15 protein-coding genes, 1 tRNA gene and 1 rRNA gene are annotated in these 25,536 nt (G+C 71.4%); 3 read left to right on the top strand and 14 right to left on the bottom strand.

What is annotated here, in order from left to right; translation table 11 throughout:
- The first annotated feature begins 44 nt into the window (after positions 1-44).
- Positions 45-5,066, top strand: a complete 5,022-nt coding sequence (locus tag ACFC1X_RS29950; RefSeq protein WP_376359350.1) for an ATP-dependent helicase — start codon at positions 45-47, stop codon at positions 5,064-5,066.
- A gap of 18 nt (positions 5,067-5,084) precedes the next feature.
- Entirely contained in the window at positions 5,085-5,954 is an 870-nt protein-coding gene (locus tag ACFC1X_RS29945; protein ID WP_376359347.1) for an Fpg/Nei family DNA glycosylase, read from the top strand.
- On the opposite strand, the gene ACFC1X_RS29940 is transcribed toward ACFC1X_RS29945, so the two are convergent.
- The 11 genes from ACFC1X_RS29940 to ACFC1X_RS29890 all read right to left on the bottom strand — a co-directional run bounded on the left by ACFC1X_RS29940 (position 5,884) and on the right by ACFC1X_RS29890 (position 21,329).
- Positions 5,884-6,369 (bottom strand): SRPBCC domain-containing protein, encoded by a 486-nt coding sequence (locus ACFC1X_RS29940; protein WP_376359344.1) that lies wholly within the window; start codon positions 6,367-6,369, stop codon positions 5,884-5,886. The genes ACFC1X_RS29945 and ACFC1X_RS29940 overlap by 71 nt on opposite strands.
- A 59-nt stretch (positions 6,370-6,428) precedes the next feature.
- Entirely contained in the window at positions 6,429-6,728 is a 300-nt protein-coding gene (locus ACFC1X_RS29935) for a hypothetical protein (protein ID WP_376359341.1), read from the bottom strand.
- Positions 6,729-6,734: 6 nt separating this feature from the next.
- Positions 6,735-7,205 carry a Dps family protein gene (locus ACFC1X_RS29930; protein ID WP_307015424.1) on the bottom strand — a complete coding sequence of 157 codons (471 nt, stop codon included), beginning with the start codon at positions 7,203-7,205 and terminating at the stop codon, positions 6,735-6,737.
- A gap of 171 nt (positions 7,206-7,376) precedes the next feature.
- Complete coding sequence (locus ACFC1X_RS29925; RefSeq protein ID WP_007387871.1) at positions 7,377-7,757, bottom strand: helix-turn-helix domain-containing protein; 381 nt, start codon at positions 7,755-7,757, stop codon at positions 7,377-7,379.
- Positions 7,758-7,866: 109 nt separating this feature from the next.
- Entirely contained in the window at positions 7,867-8,412 is a 546-nt protein-coding gene (locus ACFC1X_RS29920) for a CinA family protein (protein ID WP_376359338.1), read from the bottom strand.
- On the bottom strand, positions 8,409-9,182 hold the full coding sequence (pgsA, locus tag ACFC1X_RS29915; RefSeq protein WP_376359335.1) for a CDP-diacylglycerol--glycerol-3-phosphate 3-phosphatidyltransferase: 774 nt from the start codon (positions 9,180-9,182) through the stop codon (positions 8,409-8,411). Before pgsA ends, ACFC1X_RS29920 begins: the two co-directional genes overlap by 4 nt.
- Positions 9,179-10,660 (bottom strand): 30S ribosomal protein S12 methylthiotransferase RimO, encoded by a 1,482-nt coding sequence (rimO, locus tag ACFC1X_RS29910; protein ID WP_376359332.1) that lies wholly within the window; start codon positions 10,658-10,660, stop codon positions 9,179-9,181. The genes pgsA and rimO overlap by 4 nt, the downstream gene beginning before the upstream one ends.
- 91 nt (positions 10,661-10,751) lie before the next feature.
- Complete coding sequence (locus ACFC1X_RS29905; RefSeq protein ID WP_376359329.1) at positions 10,752-11,615, bottom strand: helix-turn-helix domain-containing protein; 864 nt, start codon at positions 11,613-11,615, stop codon at positions 10,752-10,754.
- Positions 11,616-11,876: 261 nt separating this feature from the next.
- A complete protein-coding gene (locus tag ACFC1X_RS29900; RefSeq protein WP_376359325.1) occupies positions 11,877-14,618 on the bottom strand; it encodes a DNA translocase FtsK in 2,742 nt (913 codons plus the stop codon).
- Positions 14,619-14,802: 184 nt separating this feature from the next.
- On the bottom strand, positions 14,803-15,477 hold the full coding sequence (locus ACFC1X_RS29895) for a two-component system response regulator (protein ID WP_125491828.1): 675 nt from the start codon (positions 15,475-15,477) through the stop codon (positions 14,803-14,805).
- 377 nt (positions 15,478-15,854) lie between these two features.
- Positions 15,855-21,329, bottom strand: a complete 5,475-nt coding sequence (locus ACFC1X_RS29890; RefSeq protein WP_376359322.1) for a HAMP domain-containing protein — start codon at positions 21,327-21,329, stop codon at positions 15,855-15,857.
- Positions 21,330-21,721: 392 nt separating this feature from the next.
- Between ACFC1X_RS29890 and ACFC1X_RS29885 the strand changes: the two genes are divergently transcribed.
- On the top strand, positions 21,722-24,472 hold the full coding sequence (locus ACFC1X_RS29885; RefSeq protein ID WP_376359319.1) for a SpoIIE family protein phosphatase: 2,751 nt from the start codon (positions 21,722-21,724) through the stop codon (positions 24,470-24,472).
- 46 nt (positions 24,473-24,518) lie between these two features.
- Here the strand turns inward: ACFC1X_RS29885 and ACFC1X_RS29880 are convergent.
- The 3 genes from ACFC1X_RS29880 to rrf form a co-directional block, all read right to left on the bottom strand.
- Positions 24,519-24,594, bottom strand: a tRNA-Thr gene (locus ACFC1X_RS29880).
- A 75-nt stretch (positions 24,595-24,669) separates the two neighbouring features.
- Positions 24,670-25,335: a DegT/DnrJ/EryC1/StrS family aminotransferase gene (locus tag ACFC1X_RS29875; RefSeq protein WP_376359556.1), complete on the bottom strand. Its 666-nt coding sequence runs from the start codon at positions 25,333-25,335 to the stop codon at positions 24,670-24,672.
- Between the two features lie 114 nt (positions 25,336-25,449).
- A 5S ribosomal RNA gene (rrf, locus tag ACFC1X_RS29870) occupies positions 25,450-25,536 on the bottom strand; the annotation flags it as partial.

Genomic DNA, 25,536 nt, shown 5'->3' with positions numbered 1-25,536 from the left:
CCCGGCTCGGGCCGATTGTCAGTGGCGGGGTGCACGATGGATCCATGGTCAGCTCCGCGCACCGAGCCCTGGACGGCTTCTCCCCCGCGACCCGCGGTTGGTTCACGGGTGCCTTCTCCGCGCCCACCGCCGCACAGGCGGGGGCGTGGCAGGCGATCTCCGCGGGCTCGGACGTCCTGGTGGTCGCCCCCACCGGCTCGGGCAAGACGCTGGCCGCGTTCCTCGCCGCCCTGGACCAGCTCGCCTCGACGCCCCCGCCCGCCGACCCCAAGAAGCGCTGTCGCGTCCTGTACGTCTCCCCGCTCAAGGCGCTGGCCGTCGACGTCGAGCGCAATCTCCGCAGTCCGCTGACCGGCATCCGCCAGGAGTCCGTCCGCCTCGGCCTGCCCGAGCCCGAGGTCAAGGTCGGCATCCGCTCGGGCGACACCCCGGCCGCGGAGCGCCGCGCCCTGTCCACCCGGCCGCCGGACATCCTGATCACCACCCCGGAGTCCCTGTTCCTGATGCTGACGTCGGCCACGCGCGAGGCGCTGACCGGCATCGAGACGGTGATCCTGGACGAGGTGCACGCGGTCGCGGGGACCAAGCGCGGCGCGCATCTGGCGCTCACCCTGGAGCGGCTGGACGAGCTGCTGCCGAAACCGGCCCGCCGCATCGGTCTGTCGGCGACGGTCCGCCCCGTGGACGAGGTCGCCCGGTTCCTCGCCCCGCGCGGCAGGGTGGAGATCGTCCAGCCGGAATCGGGCAAGGAGTTCGACCTGTCCGTCGTCGTCCCGGTCGAGGACCTGGGCGAGCTGGGCGGCTCCCCGGTCGCGGACAAGGACGAGGGCGCCGAACGGCCGTCGATCTGGCCGCACGTCGAGGAGCGGATCACCGACCTGGTCCAGTCGCACCGCTCCACGATCGTCTTCGCGAACTCCCGGCGCCTCGCCGAGCGCCTGTGCAACAGGCTCAACGAGATCGCGTACGAGCGCGCGACCGGCGAGCCCCTGGACGAGCACCACTCCCCCGCCGACCTGATGGGCGGCTCGGGTGCCGCCCAGGGCGCCCCGCCCGTCATCGCCCGCGCCCACCACGGGTCGGTCTCCAAGGAGCAGCGCGCACTCGTCGAGGAGGACCTCAAGGCCGGCCGGCTGCCCGCCGTGGTGGCCACCTCCAGTCTGGAGCTGGGCATCGACATGGGCGCGGTCGACCTCGTCGTCCAGGTCGAGTCGCCGCCCTCCGTCGCCTCCGGACTCCAGCGCGTCGGCCGCGCGGGACACCAGGTCGGCGCGGTCTCCACCGGCGTGGTCTTCCCCAAGTACCGCGGCGACCTCGTGCAGTCGGCCGTCGTGACCGAGCGGATGCGCAGCGGCGAGATCGAGGCCCTCAGGATCCCGGCCAACCCGCTGGACGTCCTCGCCCAGCAGCTCGTGGCGATGACCGCCCTGGACACCTGGCAGGTCGACGACCTCCTCACCACCGTCCGCCGGGCCGCCCCGTTCGCCTCGCTCCCGGAGTCCGCCTTCACCGCCGTCCTGGACATGCTCGCGGGCCGCTATCCCTCCGACGCCTTCGCCGAGCTGCGCCCGCGCGTGGTGTGGGACCGGGTCGCCGGCACGGTCACCGGCCGCCCCGGCGCGCAGCGCCTCGCCGTCACGTCCGGGGGCACGATCCCCGACCGCGGGCTCTTCGGGGTCTTCCTGGCGGGCGCCGATCCCAAGAAGGGCGGCGGCCGGGTCGGCGAGCTGGACGAGGAGATGGTCTACGAGTCCCGCGTGGGCGACGTCTTCACGCTCGGCACCAGCTCCTGGCGGATCGAGGACATCACGCGCGACCGGGTCCTGGTCTCGCCCGCCCCGGGGGTCCCGGGCAGGCTGCCGTTCTGGAAGGGCGACCAGCTGGGCCGCCCGCTGGAGCTGGGACGCGCGCTGGGCGCCTTCCTCCGCGAGGTCGGCTCCCTCTCCAAGGAGGACGCGCGGCTGCGCCTGGTCACCGCCGGCCTCGACGCCTGGGCCGCGGACAACGTCCTCGCCTACCTCGACGAACAGCGCGAGGCCTGCGGTCACGTCCCCGACGACCGCACCATCGTCGTGGAGCGTTTCCGCGACGAGCTGGGCGACTGGCGGGTCGTGGTGCACTCCCCCTTCGGCGCCCAGGTGCACGCCCCCTGGGCCCTCGCCCTCGGCGCCCGCCTGACCGAGCGGTACGGCATGGACGCCCAGGTGATGCACGCCGACGACGGCATCGTGCTGCGCCTGCCGGACGCCGACCTGATGAGCCTGGACCTCCTCGACCAGGACCCTTCGAAGCCGGGCCTGGAGTACGACGCGGAGCAGGCGCCCGTGGGCGCGGCCGACGTCGTCTTCGACAAGGGCGAGGTCGACCGGGTCGTCACCGACCAGGTGGGCGGTTCGGCGCTGTTCGCCTCCCGCTTCCGCGAGTGCGCCGCCCGCGCGCTGCTGCTGCCGCGCCGCAGCCCCGGCAGGCGGACCCCCCTGTGGCAGCAGCGCCAGCGCGCCGCGCAACTGCTGGAGGTGGCGAGCGAGTACGGCTCGTTCCCGATCGTGCTGGAAGCGGTCCGCGAGTGCCTCCAGGACGTCTTCGACGTACCCGGCCTGGTCGAGCTGATGGGCGATCTGGAGGCCCGCAAGGTGCGGCTGGTCGAGGTCACGACCGCGGAGGCGTCCCCGTTCGCCCGGTCCCTGCTCTTCGGCTACGTCGCCCAGTTCCTGTACGAGGGCGACTCACCGCTCGCCGAGCGCCGGGCCGCGGCGCTCTCGCTGGACTCGCGGCTGCTGGCCGAACTGCTCGGCCAGGCGGAGCTGCGGGAGCTGCTCGACGCGGAGGTGCTCACCGAGCTGGAGCGCGAACTCCAGTGGCTGACCGAGGACCGGCGCGTCAAGGACCCGGAGGGCGTCGCGGACCTGCTGCGGCTGCTCGGTCCGCTCACCGACGCCGAGCTGGCCGAGCGGGGCGCCGAGCCGCAGTGGGCGCCGGAGCTGGCCGGAGCCCGCCGCGCGATCAGTGTGCGGATCGCGGGCGCCGACCACTGGGCGGCGATCGAGGACGCGGGCCGGCTGCGCGACGCGCTGGGCACCGCGCTGCCCGTCGGGGTGCCCGAGGCCTTCACCGAGCCGGTCAAGGACCCCCTGGGCGACCTCCTCGCGCGGCACGCGCGTACCCACGGCCCGTTCACGTCGGTCACCGCGGCGGCCCGCTTCGGCCTGGGCGTGGCGGTCACCGAGGGCGCGCTGCAGCGGCTCGCCGGGGCAGGCCGGGTCGTGCAGGGCGAATTCCATCCGGCCGGCATCGGCCAGGAGTGGTGCGACGCGACCGTACTGCGCAGGCTGCGCCGTCGTTCCCTGGCCGCGCTCCGGCACGAGCTGGAGCCGGTGCCGCCGGCCGCGCTCGGGCAGTTCCTGCCCCAGTGGCAGCACATCGGCAAGGGGCACGCGCTGCGCGGCATCGACGGCCTGGTGCGCGCGGTCGAGCAGTTGCAGGGCGCCTCCGTACCCGCGTCCGCCCTGGAGAAGCTGGTCCTGCCCTCCCGGGTGGCGAACTACAACCCCGCGATGCTGGACGAGCTGACGGCCGCCGGTGAGGTGGTGTGGGCGGGAGCGGGTTCACTCCCCGGCAAGGACGGCTGGGTCTCGCTGTACCTCGCGGACGCCGCCCCACTGCTGTTGCCGCCCGCGCATCCGCTGGAAACGACCGCCCTGCACGAGTCCGTGCTGAGCGCCCTCTCGGGCGGGTACGGCATGTTCTTCCGGCAGATCGGCGACCAGGTCCGCGCGACCACCCACCCGGAGGTCACCGATCCGCAGCTGGCCGACGCCCTGTGGGACCTGGCGTGGTCCGGACGGCTGACGAACGACACCCTCGCGCCCCTGCGCTCGCTGCTGGGCTCCGGTCGCACCGCGGGCTCCACCGCCCACCGCGCCAAGCGCGCGGTGCCCCGGGGCCGGTACGGCTCGCTGACCGCCGCCGCCCGCCCGGTCTCCCGCACCGGTCCGCCGACCGTCGCGGGCCGCTGGTCCCTGCTGCCGGCCCGCGAGGCGGACGGCACGGTGCGTGCCCACGCCCTGGCCCGCACACTCCTCGACCGGCACGGCGTGGTGACCCGCGGCGCCGTCGCGGCGGAGGGAGTCGAAGGCGGCTTCTCGGCGGTGTACCGGATTCTGGCCGCCTTCGAGGAGAGCGGCCAGGCCCGGCGCGGCTACGTCGTGGAGGGGCTCGGCGCGGCGCAGTTCGCCATGGAGGGCGCCGTGGACCGGCTGCGCGCGGTGGCGAACGCCCGCGAGCGCGGCGACGGCCCACCCGGGCCGACGGCACCCACCCCGGCCGACGTCCCGCCCTTCGCCGACTTCCCCGACTTCCCCGACTTCGCCCACTCCGACCACCGCGCCTCCGACGGTCAGGGCGAGCCCGGCGCCCTCAGCCCCGACGACGACGTCTTCGCGGACCCCGACCGCCTGGGCCGCTCACCCTCCCGGGGCGACTACATCTCGCCCCGCGACTACGCCGAGCCGGGCGCCGGAGGCCCGCGCGGGGGCGGCGCGCAGGGCGGCTCCGGTGGTTCGCGCGGCCAGTACGGCACCAGCGCGAACGGCACCGTCCCGTACGGAACAGGCCCGTACGACAACGCCTCGTACGACACCGGCCACCCCGGCCGTCGCGGCCGTCCCGCCCCCGGACCGCGGGCCGTCGTCCTGGCCGCCGCCGATCCGGCGAACGCGTACGGCGCCGCCCTCACCTGGCCCGAGCCCCCGGCCGGCGCCACGCACAAACCCGGTCGCAAGGCGGGCTCCCTGGTGGTGCTCGTCGAGGGCGAACCGGCGCTGTACATGGAGCGCGGCGGCAAGACGCTCCTGCTCTGGCCCTCCGAGCCGGACGGCCCGCCCACCGACGACGCGCGTCTGCACGCCGCCGCGGAGGCGCTGGCCGGTGCCGCCCGCGCCGGTTCCCTGGGCACGGTCACGGTGGAGCGGGTCAATGGCGCGGCGGCCCTGACGTCCCCCTTCGGCCCGCTCCTTGAGGCGGCGGGGTTCATCGCCACCCCGCGCGGTCTGCGGATCAGAGCGTGAGCCTGCCACCCTTGTCCCATGCCCGAAGGTGACACGGTCTGGCAGGCGGCGCGACGGCTGCACGACGCCCTCGCGGGCAAGGTGCTGACCCGCAGCGACTTCCGCGTGCCCCGGTACGCGCTGGTCGACCTCACCGGCCGTGCGGTCCTTGACGTCACCCCGCGCGGCAAGCACCTGCTCACCCACGTCGAGGGCGGCCTGACGGTCCACTCGCACCTGCGGATGGACGGTGCCTGGAAGATCTTCGCGCCCGGTCAGCGCTGGAGCGGCGGCCCGGCGCACCAGATCCGCGTCATCCTCGGCACCGCCGACCGCACGGCCGTCGGCTACCGCCTGCCGGTGCTGGACATCCTGCGCACCGCCGACGACCAGCGCGCCGTCGGCCATCTCGGCCCGGACCTGCTGGGCCCCGACTGGGACCCCGATCAGGCGATGGCCAACCTGAGCGCGGACCCCGCCCGCCCCCTCGGCGAGGCCCTGCTCGACCAGCGCAATCTTGCGGGCGTGGGCAATGTCTACAAGAGCGAGATCTGCTTCCTGCTGGGCGTCACACCCTGGCTCCCGGTCGGCGAGCTGCCCCCCGACCGGGCCGCGTACCTGCCCGCGCTGGCGCGGAAGCTGCTGGAGGCCAATCGCGACCGGCCGGTCCGCCGTACCACGGGCCTGCGCGGCCACGACCTCTTCGTGTACGGCCGCGCACCGCGCCCCTGCCTGCGCTGCGGCACGCCGGTCCGGGTGGCCGACCAGGGCGACGGCTCCGGCGAACGCCCCACGTACTGGTGTCCGGCCTGCCAGAGCGGACCCGCGCCGCGGCGGCTCAGCCGGCGAGGAGACCGTCCATCTGGCCGACCGCCTCCCGCAGCCCCTCCTCCATCCCCATGGTCGTGAGCTGGTCCATCTGCTCCCGGGTGTCGAAGACCGCCTGCATCTCCATGCGGGTGCCGCCGTCGCGCTCGGTGAGCGTGACCCGGTTCGTGGTCGTCGGCATGGCGGCGTTCGGCACCCCGTCCGCGTCGGCGAACCCGTCGGTGAACTCCAGCGAAGCGGGCGCGTCGACCGTGGCCACCCGCCACCAGCCGCGGTACTTGTCGCCTTCCGGGCCGGTCATGAAGTACGTGACGTCCCCGCCCGGGGTCAGGTCGTGCTCCTCGACCGTCGCCGGGTAGGTCGGCGGGCCCCACCAGCGCTCCAGCTGCCGGGGGTCGGCCCACAGCTGCCACACCCGCGCCGCGGGGGCGGCGAAGTCGGCGACCAGGGTGAGGGTCAGGCTGTCGAGATCCTTGTCCAGGCTGGTGACACTCATCGGCTCTCTGTCCTTCCGTCGGTTCGGGGTGACCCGCTCATGACCTGCTCATGACCTGCTCACGCCCCGCCCGACCCGGACGCCCTGCCCGGCCCGGACCCCTCGCCCGGCCCGGACGCCCCAGGACCACGCGCCGCGGTACGCAGCGCCCGCCGCCACCGCCCCGTCTCCAGCGCCCCCGCGGCCCGGCGTCGCGGTGCGCAGTGCACCGGCAGCACGCTCAGCCCCCAGCCACCGACCGCGACAGCCCCTTCGAGCACTCCCGCACCGGGCTCCAGCGCCAGCCGCAGCACGGCCCACCACCACAGCCCGCCGAGGCCCAGCGCGGCCGCCCGGCGAGCGGCCCGCGCCGGCACCATCGCGCGTCATCCGTTTTCGGCCTGGAACATCCAGTGCTGCTTCTCGAGATCGGCCGTGATCTGGATGAAGATGTCCTGGCTCACGGGATCCGGGTCACCGGTCGACGTGATCCGCTCGCGCATCCGCCCGATCACCGCGCCGAGCGCGTCCACCATGGTCTGCACGGCGGTGGTGTCGTCGACCCAGCCCTCCGGGGTCACGTCGATGCCGCTGCCGACGGCCACCGTCGCGGCCCGCCCGTCCGGGGACACACCGAGCGCGGAGGCCCGCTCGGCCACGGTGTCCGAGTGGGTGCGCGCGGTGCCGACGAGTTCGTCGAGCTGGAGATGTACGGAGCGGAACCGGGGGCCGACCACGTTCCAGTGGATCTGCTTCGCCACCAGGGCCAGGTCCACGAGGTCGACGAGGGCGCCCTGGAGCGCCTCGGAGACGGTCTTCAGGTCCGCGTCGGACAACGGACTCTTCACGACGTACATCCACACCTCCGGCGGTTCGCCCCCCGGCCATCTCCCTCCACGATGACCGCACCACCACGGACCGGCAACCGGCGGCCGCCCACCCCGGGCAAGCGAAAACCCCGGCCACACCCCTCCGGTCTCCCGGAGAGGCCCCGGCCGGGGTCTCACACGCGCATGTTCCGCGGGTGCTCAGGCGGCGACGACGTCCACTGCTTCGGCGGGTGCCTTGATGGTCACCCGTTCCGGTGGCACGCCGGTCACCGAGACGGAACCCAGCATCGGGCGCACCGGTGCCGGCACGGTCTCGCTGGGCGTCGCCGCAGCGGACTGGGCCAGCTCGGCGAGGGCGAGTTCGTCACTCACTTCCCGCATGAGCTCGGACATCCGTACGTCCAGCGCGTCGCAGATGGCGGAGAGCAGCTCGGAAGAAGCCTCCTTCTGCCCCCGCTCCACCTCGGAGAGATAGCCGAGTGAGACTCGGGCGGACGAGGAGACTTCGCGCAGAGTACGGCCCTGGCGTTGGCGCTGCCGACGCAGCACGTCACCCAGCAGGCGACGGAGCAGAATCATCGGTGGCTCCCTCCTCGGACCGTGTAACCGCATCCTTCACGCCCCACCGTACCGCCTCGCGCCGCGGCCGTGCGGGGAGCGATGTCGTGTTCACTCAGGGCTGCAAACATCAAAACCCCCCGTTCCGTTCCGTATCCTGTGCCCGCTCATTCCCAGTCTGTTCGCCCGCAAGCTCCCTCAGAAGGAGTGCGAGTACGCTCCGTACACTCTCCATACGAATTTCCGCACGGTCGCCGTTCAACCGCAGCGCCTCCACTTTTCCGCCACAGGCGGAACCGTCATCGGCTCCCGGAGGCCCGTCGACGGCCACGAAGACCGTCCCCACGGGCTGCCCGTCCTGCGCGTCCGGACCGGCGACGCCGGTCGTCGCGATGCCCCAGTCGGCGCCCAGAACCTTCCGTGCTCCCGCCGCCATCTGGGCCGCGACCTGGGCGTTCACCGCTCCGCGGGACGCGAGCAGTGAGGCGTCGACGCCGAGGATCTCCCGCTTCAGCTCCGTCGCGTAGGCGGTGACGGATCCCCGGAAGGCCTTGGAGGCCCCGGGCACCGACGTGATCTCGGAGGCCACCATTCCGCCGGTCAGGGACTCGGCGACCGCGAGGGTCTCTCCCCTCACGGTGAGTAGTCGCACCACGTCGGCGGCCGTGGAACTCAAGCTTCCGTCCCCTTCAACGCCGCCCGGCGCTCGGCGATTCCCCGGCGGCGCAGCACAATGGCCTGCTTCACATAGTCCAGCCCGGTCACGACGGTCAGGACGACCGCCGCGGCCATCACCCAGAACCTCAGGGTGGCCAGGGGCCCCGTCAGCGCCAGGACGTACATCCCGACGGCCACGCCCTGGGTGAGGGTCTTGAGCTTGCCGCCGCGGCTGGCGGGGATCACGCCGTACCGGATGACCACGAAGCGGAGCACGGTGATCCCGAGTTCCCGGCCGAGGATCACGGCCGTCACCCACCACGGCAGATCGCCGAGCGCGGACAGACAGATGAGCGCCGCCCCCATGATCGCCTTGTCGGCGATGGGGTCGGCGATCTTCCCGAAGTCGGTGACGAGGTTGTAGGCCCGTGCCAGATGGCCGTCGAAGAGGTCGGTGATCATGGCGACGGCGAAGGCGGCCCAGGCGAAGGAGCGCCAGGCCGGGTCGTACCCGCCGTTGCCGAGCATCAGGGCGACGAAGGCCGGGACCAGCAGCAGCCGGAGCATCGTCAGGAGGTTGGCGACGTTCCAGACGCTCGCCTGGTTGACGGCCGCGGCCGTGATCTTGCCAGCCCGCAGTGCGGCACTGCCTTCGGTCGCTCCCCGCTCGTGGGTGCCTCCCGGGGTCGTCCGCCCGGCCGGTTCCTGCGTGGCTCCGGAGGGGCCGCGCGGGCCGGTCCTGCGCGCGCCGGAGGGGCCACCCGCCGCGGACGCCGGGACTCCGGTCATCTGCCGGCCTCCTCACTCCACTCGGGCGAGCCCACCAGGGGTTCGGCCACCAGGTCGACACCCTCCGTACCGACCACCTTCGCGTCGACCATACGACCGACACTCAGGCCTTCGCCGCTCGTGAGCAGCACCTGGCCGTCCGTCTCGGGCGCCTGGTGCTCCGCGCGGCCCCGGACACCGTCTCCGTCGTCGGCGGACTCCACGGACTCGACGAGTACCCGCACCGTCGCGCCGACGCGCTCCTCGGCCCGCTGCGAGACGAGTTCCTCGGCCAGACGGGACACACGTGCCAGCCGCTCGGCGACGACGTCCTCGTCCAGCTTGTGCTCGTACGTCGCCGCCTCGGTGCCCTCCTCGTCGGAGTAGCCGAAGACGCCGATGGCGTCGAGCCTCGCGTGGTTCAGGAAGCGCTCCAGCTCGGCGAGGTCGGCGGCGGACTCGCCGGGGAAGCCCACGATGAAGTTGGAGCGCACCCCGGCCTCGGGGGCCTTGCTCCGGATGGTGTCCAGCAGTTCCAGGAAGCGGTCGGTGTCGCCGAAGCGGCGCATCGCGCGCAGCACGTTCGGCGCGGAGTGCTGGAAGGAGAGGTCGAAGTAGGGCACGACCTTCGGGGTGGAGGTCAGTACGTCGATGAGGCCGGGGCGCATCTCGGCCGGCTGGAGGTAGCTGACGCGCACGCGCTCGATGCCGTCGACGTCGGCGAGGTTGGGCAGCAGGGACTCCAGCAGGCGGATGTCGCCGAGGTCCTTGCCGTAGGAGGTGTTGTTCTCGGAGACCAGCATGATCTCCTTGACGCCCTGCTCGGCCAGCCACCGCGTCTCGTTCAGCACGTCGCTCGGGCGGCGGGAGATGAAGGAGCCGCGGAAGGAGGGGATGGCGCAGAAGGAGCAGCGCCGGTCGCAGCCGGAGGCGAGCTTCACCGAGGCGACCGGGGAGCCGTCCAGGCGTCGGCGCAGGGGCGCGCGGGGTCCGGAGGCGGGGGCGACGCCCTCGGGGAGGTCGGTCGGGCCGTGCCCCGGCAGGGCGACGGCGGCACCGGCCTCCTGGCGCTCGGCGGGGCTGATCGGGAGCAGCTTGCGCCGGTCGCGCGGGGTGTGCGCGGCGTGGATGCCGCCGCTGAGGATGGTCTGGAGCCGGTCGGAGATGTCGGCGTAGTCGTCGAAGCCGAGCACGCCGTCGGCCTCGGGGAGGGCTTCGGCGAGGTCCTTGCCGTACCGCTCGGCCATGCAGCCCACCGCCACGACGGCCTGCGTTCTTCCGTGCCCCTTGAGGTCGTTGGCCTCCAGGAGGGCGTCCACGGAGTCCTTCTTGGCGGCCTCGACGAAGCCGCAGGTGTTCACGACGGCGACGTCCGCTTCCTCGGCGTCCTCGACGAGCTTCCAGCCGTCCGCCTCCAGACGGCCTGCGAGCTCCTCCGAGTCCACCTCGTTACGGGCGCAGCCAAGGGTGACGAGTGCGACGGTACGGCTTTCAGGCATGGGCTCAAGACTACTTCGTCCCGCCGACAGCCCATGTCGACGGGGTTGGCCGATCCCGGCCAACCCCGTACCGACGCGTTCTCCGGGTCCGCTATCCGACCTGCGGGTCGCCCTTCGTGTAGGTCAGGCGCTCCACGGAGCCCGGCCGGAAGTCGTCCTCGATCTTCTTGCCGTTGACGTACAGCTGGATGACGCCGGCGTCACCGAGGACGAGGTTGACCTTCTCGTTGTCCTGGAAGGTCTTCGAGTCGCCCTGTTCGAGGAGTCCGTCGAAGAGCAGCCGGCCGTTGTGGTCCTTCGCGGAGATCCAGCTGCGTCCCTCGACTGCGCTGACCTTGACGGTCACCTTGTCGCGGGGCGCGGCGGCGATGGCGCTGTCGGAGGGTTCCGGCTTGGGATCGGCCGGCTTCTTCGGTTTGGCGCTCGCCGAGGCGGAGCCGCCGGTCGAGGGCTGGGCGCCCTCGGCGACGCTCGCCTCGTTGCCGCCGTCGTCGCCGCCCTTGACGAACGTGAACCCGACGAAGCCGATCACCGCGACGATCGCGGCGACCATGGCGGCGGTCCAGTTGGGTCCGCGGCGCTCCGGACGGATACGTTCCGCCTCGAAGAGGGGGGCGGCGGGGGTCGGCGCCGGGCGGCCGCCGTGCGCGTCGTCGAACTGCGCGAGCAGCTCGGCCGGGTCGAGCCCGACGGCCTTGGCGAGGGTGCGGATGTGACCGCGCGCGTAGACGTCGCCGCCGCAGGGCGCGAAGTCGTCCGCCTCGATGGCGTGCACGATGGCGATCCGGACGCGGGTGGCGGTGGTGATGTCGTCGACGGTCAACCCGGCGGCGATCCGCGCCTGCTGGAGGGCACGGCCGACGGAGGGGCGGGTTTCCTCGGAGACGTGTTCAGTAACGTCGGGGGAAACGTCTTCGATCGGACGCTCGTCTTCAGGGGAGTTGCCGTTGGACACGGGGGCGCCTTTCGAGCGTTTAGCCGCCTGTGCTGGACTTCAGTCTAGGGGGGTTGCGAACGGGTCGGGCAACCGGGCGGTACGACCTTTTACGCCATCCGAATGGCCCGGCATCCCGATGGTGGACTACCTGTTGTCACTTCCCTCAACTTGACGTACGCCATGGGGAAACGGTTGCTCAATGATCCCTAACGGGTGAGTCACGATCGGCCACCCGGCCGTCCCGGCCCTCCGTCGGCGGAATCCTTGGCCCACGATTCCCTACCCTTCAGACTCCCCCCGGATCACGGCGAGCACTCCGTCCAGCTCATCAGGCTTCACAAGAACGTCACGAGCCTTTGAGCCTTCGCTCGGTCCGACGATGCTCCGCGACTCCATCAGGTCCATCAGCCGCCCCGCCTTGGCGAAGCCGACGCGCAGCTTGCGCTGGAGCATGGAGGTCGACCCGAACTGGGTGGAGACGACCAGCTCGGCCGCCTGGCACAGCAGGTCGAGGTCGTCGCCGATGTCCTCGTCGATCTCCTTCTTCTGCTTGGTCCCCACCGTGACGTCGTCCCGGAAGACGGGTGCCATCTGGTCCTTGCAGTGCTGGACGACGACCGCGACCTCCTCCTCGGTCACGAACGCGCCCTGCATACGGGTCGGCTTGTTCGCGCCCATCGGCAGGAAGAGGCCGTCGCCCTTGCCGATCAGCTTCTCGGCGCCGGGCTGGTCGAGGATGACCCGCGAGTCGGCGAGCGAGGAGGTGGCGAAGGCGAGCCGGGAGGGCACGTTGGCCTTGATCAGGCCGGTGACGACGTCCACGGAGGGCCGCTGGGTGGCGAGCACCAGGTGGATGCCGGCCGCCCGCGCGAGCTGCGTGATCCGCACGATCGCGTCCTCGACGTCGCGCGGCGCCACCATCATCAGGTCGGCCAGCTCGTCCACGATCACCAGCAGGTACGGGTAGGGCTGGAGTTCGCGCTCGCTGCCCTCGGGGGGCTTGGCCTTGCCCTCGCGCACCGCGCGGTTGAAGTCGTCGATGTGCCGGTAGCCGTAGGCGGCGAGGTCGTCGTAGCGCAGGTCCATCTCGCGCACGACCCACTGCAGGGCCTCGGCGGCGCGCTTCGGGTTGGTGATGATCGGCGTGATCAGGTGCGGGATGCCCTCGTACGCGGTCAGCTCGACGCGCTTGGGGTCGACCAGGATCATGCGGACGTCCTCCGGGGTCGCCCGCATCATGATCGAGGTGATCAGGCAGTTGATGCAGGACGACTTGCCGGAGCCGGTGGCGCCCGCGACGAGCATGTGCGGCATCTTCGCCAGCGAGTGCATGACGTAGCCGCCCTCGACGTCCTTGCCGAAGGCGACCAGCATCGGGTCGTCGTCCTCGGCGGACTCGGCGAGGCGCAGTACGTCGCCGAGGTTGACCATCTCCCGGTCGGTGTTGGGGATCTCGATGCCGACCGCGGACTTGCCGGGGATCGGGCTGATGATCCGCACGTCGGGGCTGGCGACGGCGTACGCGATGTTCTTGGTCAGCGCGGTGATCCGCTCGACCTTGACGGCGGGGCCCAGCTCGACCTCGTAGCGGGTCACCGTCGGGCCGCGGGTGAAGCCGGTGACCCGGGCGTCCACCTTGAACTCGGTGAAGACGGTGGTCAGCGACTCCACTATGGCGTCGTTGGCGGCGCTGCGGGACTTGCCGGGGCCACCGCGCGTGAGGAGGTCGAGGGCCGGCAGGGAGTAGGTGATGTCGCCGGAGAGCTGGAGCTGTTCGGCGCGCGGCGGCAGGTCGCGCTCCTGCGGCACCGGCGTCTTGGTGAGGTCGGGGACGGCGCCCGACGTCTCCGGCTCGGAGGCCTTGGCCGGGTCCTTCTTGAGCTTGCCCGGCTGCGGGCGCGCGGCCGGCACAGGCGTCGGGGTCGGTGTCGTCGACTCGCGGTCCCCGGTGTGCACGCCCTGGGTGAGGTCGGCGACAAGCGGCGACGGCGGCATGCCGTGCAGGACGGCGCCGTCGAGCGCGGCGGCGGCCGCCGCGGCGACGTCCACGGCGTCCATCGGCCGGTTCATCTCGGGCTGCGGCACGGCGGACCGGCGGGGGCGGCCACGACGCCTGCCGAGCGCCTCCTGCTCGGCCGCGTCCGGGTCGTACGGCTCGACGGGCGCTCCCCCGCGCCTGCGGGTCCGCTCGGGCAGCGCCTCGCGCCACTGGTCGTCGTACCGCTCGTCGTCGTCGGCGAAGGCGTCGGGGTCGTCGACCACGCCGAGCCGCACGCCGAGCTGCCGCAGCCGCTGCGGGATGGCGTTCACCGGGGTGGCGGTGACGACCAGCAGCCCGAAGACCGTGAGCAGCGCGAGCAGCGGCACGGCCAGGACGTCCGTCATCGTGTACGACAGCGGGGTGGCCGCGCCCCAGCCGATCAGGCCGCCGGCGTCCCTTATGGCCTGCATGCCCTCGCCGCGGGCCGGTGAGCCGCACGCGATGTGCACCTGACCGAGCACGCCGACGACGAGCGCGGACAGGCCGATCACGATCCGCCCGTTGGCCTCGGGCTTCTCGGGGTGCCGGATCAGGCGCACGGCGATGGCGCCGAGCAGGATCGGCACGAGCAGGTCCAGCCGGCCGAAGGCGCCGGTCACCAGGATCTCGACGAGGTCGCCGACGGGGCCCTTGAGGTCGGCCCAGGTGCCCGCGGCGACGATCAGGGCGACGCCGAGCAGCAGCAGCGCGACGCCGTCCTTGCGGTGGGCGGGGTCGAGGTTCTTGGCGCCCTGCCCTATGCCGCGGAAGACGGCACCGACGCCGTGCGCCAGGCCCAGCCAGAGCGCGCGCGCCAACCGGTAGACACCGCCGGTGGGGCTCGGGGCCGGTTTGGGCGCGGGCTTCTTCGCGACGGCCTTCTTGGCGGGCGCCTTCTTCGGGGGTGCCTTCTTGGCAGCGGCCTTCTTGACCGGCCCCTTCGCGGGAGCGGCCGCCTTCTTCGCGGGCTGCTTCTTGGCTGCGGAGGGACGTGAGGCCATAGGTGTGAGGTTACCGGGGGAGACGGCGGTCGACACGTGTGCCTACCGCTTCACCCGTTCGTGTCGTCCGGAGCGGGTTGCGGAACTGACGCCTCCGGTACAGCTCCTGACAAGTCCTCACAGATCGGACCAGGGGAGTCACGAGCTGCCCGGCGGCGGACCCGCAGCGGGCCCACGGCGGGCCTCAGTTGACGGCGGGCTGACCGCCGGACGTGCCGGGCTCCAGGGCGTCCAGGGCCCTGCGCAGTCCGGTCAGCTTGCGTTCCAGGTGCGCCGCGGTGGCCACCGCCGCCGCGTCCGTGGACTCGTCGCCCAACTGCTTGGAGAGCGCCTCCGCCTGCTCCTCAACGGCCGCCAGCCGGGCCGACAGCTCGGCGAGCAGCCCCGCCGGCTCCTTGGCCTCGCCGGCCGCGACCTTGTCGCCGCCCTCCAACTGGAGCCGCAGCAGGGCCGCCTGCTCCCGCAGCTGGCAGTTCTTCATGTACAGCTCGACGAAGACCGAGACCTTCGCGCGCAGCACCCACGGGTCGAACGGCTTCGAGATGTAGTCCACCGCGCCCGCCGCGTACCCGCGGAAGGTGTGGTGCGGACCGTGGTTGATCGCGGTGAGGAAGATGATCGGGATGTCCCGGGTCCGCTCCCGTCGCTTGATGTGCGCGGCGGTCTCGAAACCGTCCATGCCCGGCATCTGGACGTCCAGCAGAATGACCGCGAAGTCGTCCGTGAGCAGTGCTTTGAGCGCTTCCTCCCCGGACGATGCCCGCACCAGCGTCTGATCGAGCGCCGAGAGGATCGCCTCCAGCGCCAGCAGATTCTCCGGCCGGTCATCGACCAGGAGGATCTTGGCCTTCTGCACCATGGCCCGCCCTCCTCGCCCCGGCGTGGGGCCTCCCCTGTCCGCAGGACTTGGCGCGGCACCGGCGGGTGCCACCCCGGGGGACGACTCCCTTGCGTCGCCCGTCCTTGTGCCGGTCATCGTAGCCGCACCCCACCTGTCGCCACACCCTGTCACCGTGATGTCACTGTGCACGTAGCAGAAACGCAGCGGGAGACCAGAAGGTTCCCCGAATCCCGCACTTCTACACGGCTCCGGGCACGCTGAGTCAGCGACTCCGCGCGAGTCCCCGGAGGTTCCCGCCGTTCACGCACACCCCACGTTCGCACACTGCCCGGCCGTGGCGCACGGAAGGTGCCCCTCCGTACCACGGACGCGGTGCCCGAACGTGCCACGCGGTCCTACTCCTCGCGCATCCACTGCTGCATCACCGTCAACAGGTGATCCGGGTCGACCGGCTTCGTCACATAGTCGGACGCGCCCGACTCGATCGCCTTCTCCCGGTCGCCCTTCATCGCCTTGGCGGTCAGCGCGATGATCGGCAGCCCGGCGAACTGCGGCATCCGACGGATCGCCGTGGTCGTCGCGTACCCGTCCATCTCGGGCATCATGATGTCCATCAGGACGACCGCCACGTCCTCGTGCTGTTCCAGCACCTCGATGCCCTCGCGCCCGTTCTCCGCGTACAGCACGGACAGCCCGTGCTGCTCCAGGACGCTGGTCAGCGCGAACACGTTGCGGATGTCGTCGTCGACGATCAGCACCTTCTGCCCGCCGAACCGGATCCCGCGGCTGGACTGCGACGTCGTCTCCTGCTCGGGGCCCGGCTGCCGCTCGCGCACCGCGGGCAGTTCCTCGGTCTCGGCCGAGCGGCGACGACGCCGGAACAGCGCCGCGGCACCGTTCTGCGAGTCCTGGTACGACCGCACCTCGGCCGGCGTCTCGACCTCCGTCTCCGGCAGCTCGTCCGCCGCCCCGGAGCCCGCCGGCAGCTCGCCTCCCCCGGCGGGCGGCAGGGGCTGCGGGTAGCCGTGCGAGGGCAGCTCGCTCGGGCGCAGCGGCAGGTAGAGCGTGAACGTCGAGCCGCGGCCCGGTTCGCTCTGGGCGTGGATCTCACCGCCCAGCAACTGCGCGATCTCCCGCGAGATGGACAGCCCGAGGCCCGTACCGCCGTACTTGCGACTGGTGGTGCCGTCGGCCTGCTTGAACGCCTCGAAGATCACCCGCATCTTGCTGGCCGCGATCCCGATCCCGGTGTCGCTCACGGAGAACGCGATCAGCTCGGCGTCCGGGTCGGTCATCGAACCCGCCTCCAGCAACTGCTCCCGGATGCCCTGCGGAACGTCGTCCCGGGCCGGCCTGATGACCAGCTCGACCGCCCCCGAGTCGGTGAACTTCACCGCGTTGGACAGCAGGTTGCGCAGCACCTGGAGCAGCCGCTGCTCGTCGGTGTGCAGCGTGGCGGGCAGCTCGGGCGACACGCGCACCGACAGGTCCAGGCCCTTCTCCGCGGTCAGCGGCCGGAAGGTGGCCTCCACGTAGTCGACGAGCTGGACGAGCGCGATGCGCGTCGGGGAGACGTCCATCTTGCCCGCCTCGACCTTCGACAGATCGAGGATGTCGTTGATGAGCTGGAGCAGGTCGGACCCGGCCCCGTGGATCGTCTCGGCGAACTCGACCTGCTTGGGCGACAGGTTGGCGTCGGCGTTGTCGGCGAGCAGCTTGGCCAGGATCAGCAGCGAGTTGAGCGGCGTACGCAGCTCGTGCGACATGTTGGCGAGGAACTCGCTCTTATAGCGCATCGAGACCGCCAGTTGCTCGGCGCGCTCCTCCAGGACCTGCCGCGCCTCCTCGATCTCGGTGTTCTTCACCTCGATGTCGCGGTTCTGCTGCGCCAGCAGCTCGGCCTTCTCCTCCAGTTCGGCGTTGGACGACTGGAGCGCCTTCTGCCGCTGCTCCAGCTCCTCGGACCGCTCGCGCAGTTGCTCGGTCAGCTCCTGCGACTGGCTCAGCAGTACCTCCGTCTTGGTGTTGACGGAGATGGTGTTGACGCTGGTCGCGATCATCTCGGCGATCTGGTTGAGGAAGTCCTTCTGGATCTGCGTGAACGGCGTGAAGGACGCCAGCTCGATCACGCCGAGCACCTGCCCCTCGAAGAGCACCGGCAGGACGATCACCTGGGCGGGCGGGGCCTCCCCGAGCCCGGAGGAGATCTTCAGGTAGCCGCTCGGCGCGTTCTCCACGAGGATCGTGCGCTTCTCCTCGGCGGCCGTGCCGACAAGCGCCTCCCCCGGCCGGAAGGACGTGGGCATCGACCCCATCGAGTAGCCGTACGACCCCAGCATGCGCAGTTCGTACTGGTCCTCCTGGGCGCCCGCATGATCCTGGCCGTCGACGACCAGGGGCATCGCGAGGAAGAAGGCCCCGTGCTGCGCGGAGACCACCGGGGTCAGCTCGCTCATGATCAGCGAGGCGACGTCCTGGAGGTCCCGGCGGCCCTGCATCAGACCCGAGATGCGGGCCAGGTTGCCCTTGAGCCAGTCCTGCTCCTTGTTGGCGATCGTGGTGTCGCGGAGGTTGGCGATCATCTTGTTGATGTAGTCCTGAAGCTCGGAGATCTCGCCGGAGGCGTCCACGTCGATCTTCAGGTTCAGGTCGCCGCGCGTCACCGCGGTCGCCACGCGCGCGATGGCGCGCACCTGCCGGGTGAGGTTCCCGGCCATCTCGTTCACGGACTCCGTCAGGTCCCGCCAGGTGCCGTCGACGTCCCGCACGCGCGCCTGACCGCCCAGCTGCCCCTCCGTGCCCACCTCGCGGGCCACCCGGGTGACCTCCTCGGCGAAGGACGACAGCTGGTCGACCATCGTGTTGATGGTCGTCTTCAGCTCCAGGATCTCGCCGCGCGCGTCGATGTCGATCTTCTTGGTCAGGTCGCCCTTGGCGATGGCGGTGGTGACCATGGCGATGTTGCGCACCTGACCGGTCAGGTTGGACGCCATCTGGTTCACCGACTCGGTGAGGTCCTTCCACGTGCCCGACACGCCCGGCACGTGCGCCTGCCCGCCGAGGATGCCGTCCGTGCCCACCTCACGGGCCACCTTGGTGACCTGCTCGGCGAACGAACTCAGCGTCTTCACCATGGTGTTGAACGTCTCGGCCAGCTGGTGGACCTCACCGCGCGCCTCGATCGTCACCGTCCGCGTCAGGTCGCCGTTGGCGACGGCGGCGGCCACCTGGGAGATGTTCCGCACCTGGACGGTGAGGTTCTTCGCCATCAGGTTGACGTTGTCGCTGAGGTCCTTCCAGATGCCCACGACACCCGGCACGTGCGCCTGGCCGCCGAGGATGCCCTCCGTACCCACCTCACGAGCCACGCGCGTGACCTGCTCCGCGAAGGACGACAACTGGTCCACCATCGTGTTGACGGTGGTGACGAGTTCGAGGATCTCGCCCTTGGCGTCGACGGTGATCTTCTTCGACAGATCGCCCTTGGCCACCGCCGTGGTGACCTCGGCGATGTTGCGGACCTGCATGGTCAGGTTGTTGGCCATGCCGTTCACCGACTGCGTGAGGTCCTTCCAGGTGCCGGAGACACCCTGCACCTCCGCCTGGCCGCCGAGGATGCCCTCGGTGCCCACCTCGCGCGCGACGCGCGTGACCTCCTGGGCGAACGACGACAGCTGGTCCACCATCGTGTTCAGCGTGTTCTTCAGCTCCAGGATCTCCCCGCGCGCGTCCACGGTGATCTTCTGGGACAGGTCACCGCGCGCCACCGCCGTGGCGACCTGCGCGATGTTGCGGACCTGCGCGGTGAGGTTGCCGGCCATGCCGTTCACCGAGTCGGTCAGGTCGCGCCACACGCCCGCGACCCCGGGCACCTGGGCCTGACCGCCGAGGCGGCCCTCCGTGCCCACCTCACGGGCCACGCGCGTGACCTGCTCCGCGAAGGACGACAGCTGGTCCACCATCGTGTTGATGGTGTTCTTCAGCTCCAGGATCTCCCCGCGCGCGTCCACGGTGATCTTCTGGGACAGATCACCGCGCGCCACGGCCGTCGTCACCTGCGCGATGTTCCGCACCTGGGAGGTCAGGTTCCCCGCCATCGAGTTGACGGAGTCCGTCAGCTCCTTCCAGGTCCCCGACACGCCGTCGACCCGGGCCTGACCGCCGAGGCGGCCCTCCGTACCCACGTCCCGGGCCATCCGGGTCACCTGGTCGGCGAAGCTGGAGAGCTGGTCGACCATGGTGTTCACGGTGTTCTTCAGCTGGAGCATCTCGCCTGAGACGTCCACGGTGACCTTCTGCGACAGGTCGCCGTTGGCCACCGCCGTCGTCACCTGAGCGATGTTCCGCACCTGACCGGTGAGGTTGCGGAACGCGGTGTTGACGGAGTCCGTCAGGTCCTTCCACGTCCCCGCCGCGCCCGGCACCTGCGCCTGACCGCCCAGCTCGCCCTCGACCCCGACCTCGCGGGCCACCCGGGTCACCTCGGCACCGAAGCTGGAGAGCTGGTCCACCATCGTGTTGACGGTGTTCTTCAGCTCCAGCATCTCGCCGGCCACGTCCACGGTGACCTTCTGCGACAGGTCACCACTGGCCACCGCCGTCGTCACCGCGGCGATGTCGCGCACCTGAGTGGTCAGGTTCCGGAAGACGGTGTTGACGGAGTCCGTCAGGTCCTTCCAGATCCCGGCCGCACCCGGCACGTTCGCCTGGCCGCCCAGCTGGCCCTCGCCACCGGTCTCGTTGGCCACGCGCGTGACCTCGTCCGCGAAGATCCGCAGCGTCTCGGTCATCTGGTTGATCGTCTCGGCGAGCTGCGCGACCTCGCCCCGGGCCGGCACCGTCACCTTCTTCGACAGGTCGCCGTTGGCCACCGCCGTCGTCACGTGCGAGATCTCACGCACCTGGGCCGTCAGGTTCCCGGCCATGGTGTTGACGGAGTCGGTCAGCTCCTTCCACACCCCGGCCACGCCCGGCACCTGGGCCTGCCCGCCCAGGGCCCCCTCGGTGCCCACCTCACGGGCCACCCGCGTCACCTCGGAGGAGAACGCCGAGAGCTGGTCCACCATCGTGTTGACGGTGTTCTTCAGCTCCAGCATCTCGCCGGCCACGTGCACCGTGACCTTCCGCGACAGGTCGCCCTTGGCCACCGCCGTGGTCACCAGCGCGATGTCCCGCACCTGAGCGGTGAGCCGGTACGCCATGGTGTTGACGGAGTCCGTGAGGTCCTTCCACGAACCGGACATACCGCGCACCCGGGCCTGTCCGCCCAGCTTGCCCTCGGTACCGACCTCGCTGGCCACCCGCGTGACCTCGTCGGTGAAGGTCGACAACTGGTCGACCAGGTTGTTCACGGTCCGCCCGACCTTCAGGAACTCACCGCGCAGCGGCTGCCCGGCCCCTTCCTCCACCTGCGTCCGCAGCTCCATGCGCGGCGACAGATCACCGTCCGCCACCGCCGACAGCACCCGGCTGACCTCGGAGACGGGCCGCACGAGATCGTCGACCAGCGCGTTCGAGTTGTCGATCGCGGTCGCCCAGGCACCGTCGCAGGCACCCGTCTCCAGCCGCTCGGTGAGTTTTCCCTCACGTCCGACCACACGCCGCACCCGGGCCAGCTCACCCGTGAGGTGCAGATTGCGGTCGGCCACCTCGTTGAAGACCGCCGCGATCTCGGACATCACGCCGTCGCCGGACACCGTCAGCCGTTTGCGGAAGTTTCCCTCGCGCATGGAGACGAGCGCCGCGAGCAGACGATTCAGCGCGGCCGTGTCCACCGTCGTAGTGCCGCCCCGCGATTTGCCCTTGTTACTCAGGGACTGTCCGCCTTTCGCGCGCGTCTTCGTGGCCCGCGTCGCTGCGCCAGACTCCACTGTGTCCCTCCCGCAGGGGTCGACCAATACTGCTGTGCCCGGCCGCCCACGCTCGGCGGACCGGTTACTGCCGCGTACTTCCCATGATGCCGAGCGATCCGGTCCGGCTCGCCGAACCCGCTCCAGGGGCTGCTGCCCACCCCACTCGGCGCGCATTCACCTGCCCGGACCTCACAAGAAGCCTGCCCAGTGTTTCACCCCGGCCGAACCAGGCCATAACAGTTCGGCAGCTTCGCACATCGTCCGCACACCCTCTGGGCGGAAACACTGCAGACCGGCATCCGCATGGACGGCGAAGGTAAGTAACCTTGCATGCGGCTGTCCAGCCAAGCCGGTGTGTCCGGTCTGGACGGTGGCACGGAGACGAAGCGGGCATCGGAGGGGCGGCCGGAATGACCACCGGACTGATCCCGGGGGAGCAGCCCCCGGATCCCGGGCCGACGGGTGGACTGCCGCAGCAGCGGCACGACCGGGTCGGCCATGAGGCCGTGCACGGGGAGAGAGGGTCGAGGAGTTCTGTGATCACCGCGCGCGCGGCCGCCAGCTTCGAGCCCGTCGGACGGTCCGTGGCGAGTGCCCGGTCCTTCGTCCGCGACACGCTCCAGGGCTGGGGCCATGCCGACATCGTCGACGACGCCGTGGTGCTGACCAGTGAACTGGTGACCAACGCGGTGGTGCACGCCGGCACCACCGCCGACGTCGAGTGCATGCGCAGCGACGACGGTGTACGGATCGAGGTCGCCGACCACTATCCGGAACGCGAGGTCCCGCTCCAGGGCTCCCCCGCCAACATGGGCAGCCCCGACCGCGAGGGCGGCCGCGGCCTCCAGCTGTGCGCGGCCCTGGCCGACCGCTGGGGCGTCGAGTACACGCCCACGCACAAGAACGTCTGGTTCCACCTCCACCTGCCCGAGCGCCCGGTCGGCACCCGCGCCGCCGGCCCCTCGCTCCCCGCCGACCTGCTGCCGCTCGCCGACGGCCGGGTCCGCGTCGCCGTCGTCCAGATCGACCGCACCGGCTCCGTCACGTCCTGGAACGAGGACGCCGAGGAGCTCTTCGGCTACCCCGCCGAGCAGGTCACCGGCAAGCCGCTCACCGACTTCGCGGCCTGGCCGCACACCCCGGGCACCAGCACCGGAATCGCCGAGGCGCTCCAGCTCTCCCGCTGGGAGGGCAGCTACGGCATCAGGGGCGCCAACGGCCGCGTCACCCCGGTGTACGCCTCCCACCTGCGCGTCCGCGACGCCGGCGGCGAGCCGTCCACGGTCTGCCTCCTCGTCCGGGACCACGAACGCGCGGTCCTGCAGACCCCGATGCGCGTACCGTCCGCCGACTCCTCGTCTTCCGAGGGCCAGAGCACCGACCCCTTCGAGGTGTTCATCGGCTCCCCCGCCCCGGACGACCTCGACGGACTCCTCCAGCGCACGGTCGAACGCGCCCGCGACATGCTCGACGCCGACGCCGCCTTCCTGCTGCTGGCGACCGACGACGAGACGGAGCTGGAGGTCCGCGCCTCCACCGGCCTGCCCTCCGCCCGCCAGCGCTTCGCCCGCGTCCCCGTGGAGGCCGGCCCCGGCCGCTACGGCTCCGCGCGCATGCCCGCCGTCCACGACGACCTCGCGGCCGTCCCCGGCGCCGTCCCGCTGCTGAACGGCACCGGCATGCGCTCGGTCGTCACCGTCCCCCTCAAGGTCGAGGGCCGCCTCACCGGCTCCCTCGGAGTCGCCGCCGAGGCCGCCGGCCGGTACTCCAACGAGGAGGCGCTGCGCCTCCAGTTCGCCGCCGACCGCATCGCCCTGGCCGTCGAGTCGGCCCGCCTGGGCGAGCTGGAGCGGCTGCGTCGCGGCTCCCTCAGCTTCCTCGTCGAGGCCTCCGACCTCCTCGCCGGCACCCTGGACCGGGACCAGACGCTGGCCCTGATGGCCCAGATGACGGTCCCCACCCTCGCCACCTGGTGCGCCGTCTACACCATCGCCGACCAGGCCTCCGACCCGTATCTCTCCTACGTCCTGCACGAGGACGAGGAACTCATCGACGGCATCAAGTCCCTGCTGTCCAAGATCGCGCCGCCCGACCCGGTCCCCACCCCGGGCGCCCGCGTCTGGACGGCCCCCGCCGAAATGGCCCACCAGGCCGCGCTGCGCACCTCCATGCGCGACCTCGGCCTGAGCGGCAGCCCGACACACCAGTTGAGCACCGGCATCGGCCCGACCCTCGCCACCGCCTCCGCGGTGGGCGGCGAGACCGTGGTCCTGCCCCTGGTCGCCCGCAACCGCGTCATCGGCATGCTCACCCTCGGCAAGCCCACGGACGACCACTTCCGCCAGGAGATCCTCGAACTCGCCGAGGACCTGTCCCGCCGTGCCGCCCTGGCCCTGGACAACGCCCGCCTGTACTCGGAGCGCACGGCCATCAGCCAGTCCCTCCAGCGCAGCCTCCTGCCGCCCGAACTGCCCCTCATCGACGGCGTCGAGGTCGAGGTCATCTACCGCGCGGCCGGCGAGGGCAACGAGGTCGGTGGAGACTTCTACGACCTCTTCCCGATCAGCGACGGCGCCTACGGCTTCGCCATCGGCGACGTCTGCGGTACGGGCCCGAACGCGGCCGCCGTCACGGGCCTGGCCCGGCACGCCCTGCGCCTGCTCGCCCGCGAGGGTCTCAGCGGCCCGGCGGTCCTGGAGCGCCTCAACTCGGCCATCCTCGACGAGGGCGCCCGCAGCCGCTTCCTCACGCTGCTGTACGGCGAGATGCGCCCGCAGGACGACGGCAGCGCGGAGTTGAAGGTGGTCTGCGCCGGCCACCCGCTCCCGCTCCGGCTGCGCCAGGACGGCTCGGTCGAACCCGCCGCCGAGCCCCAGCCGCTCCTCGGCGTGATCGAGGACCTGGAGCTGTACGAGCAGACGGTCACCCTCGACCCGGGCGACGTGCTGCTCTGTGTCACGGACGGCGTCACCGAACGCCGCGAGGGCACCCGCATGCTGGGCGACGACGGCCTCGCCGACGTCCTCACGTCGTGCACGGGCCTGACGGCGGGTGCGGTGGCCGCGCGCATCATGCGCGCGGTGGAGCGCTTCGCCTCTGACGCCCTGTCCGACGACATGGCGATTCTCGCGATGCGCGTCCCGGAGCCGCACGCGGACTGACCAGGGCATGCGAAAGGCCCCGCCCAATTGGGCGGGGCCTTTGTAGTGGAGCCCCCAAACGGAATCGAACCGTTGACCTTCTCCTTACCATGGAGACGCTCTGCCGACTGAGCTATGGGGGCCTGTCGCTTTCGGGTTTCCCCGCGGCAACGGAATAGATCATACCCCGAACAAGCCGGTGCTCCCAACCACGGACTTCATCCGAACGCGGGTTGCAGAAGTCCGCCCAGGGCATTGCACGCGGACACGATCCGCTGCATGTCCCGCCTGGTCAACGACGCCTCGACCGGCAGCGCGAGGGTCTCGTCGACGGCCCGCTCGGTCTCGGGCAACGACACGCATCGCCGGAATCCCGGCAACCGGTGCACGGGTGTCTTCACCGGCACCCTGCAGTCGACTCCCCGTCCCCGCACGGCACGCGCGAAGGCGTCCCGGTCCGGCCGGCCGTTCCCCGGCACCCGCACCACGTACTGCTGATAGGTGTGCCCGTCGCCCCAGTCGGGGGTCCGCACACCCCTCAGCTTCCCGTCGAGATAGGCCGCCCGCTCCCTGCGCCGCGCTATCTCGTCGTACGGCGCCTCGGACTCGCCCTGCTCCAGCACGAGCAGCCCGTGCCGCTGTCCGATCCCGTGCAGCGGACCCATGTCCGCCGGGTGTCCGAACCGGTGCACGGCGACGATGGCCGCGGTCCGCGACGTCAACGACGCCTCCACCGCGGCGGCGTCCAGGCAGTACGTCCCCGGATCTATGTCGGCGAACACCGGCAGCGCGCCGGCGAGAGCCACGGCCTCGGCGACTTCCACGTTCCCGAAGGCAGGTACGACGACCTCGTCGCCGACTCCTACGCCGGCGGCCCTGAGCATTGCTGAGGTACCCATACGAACGATCGTCGTAGCGCAACGTGAACTTCAAGTGACGGAAAACAAAAAAGGGTTGGACCCAGAACCGAAGTTCTGGGTCCAACCCTTTCAATGATTGTTCGGCGGCGTCCTACTCTCCCACAGGGTCCCCCCTGCAGTACCATCGGCGCTGTAAGGCTTAGCTTCCGGGTTCGGAATGTAACC

Source organism: Streptomyces sp. NPDC056128 (assembly GCF_042263835.1).
In the GTDB taxonomy this organism is placed as follows: Bacteria; Actinomycetota; Actinomycetes; order Streptomycetales; family Streptomycetaceae; genus Streptomyces.
This window is presented reverse-complemented; position numbering and strand designations above follow the sequence as displayed.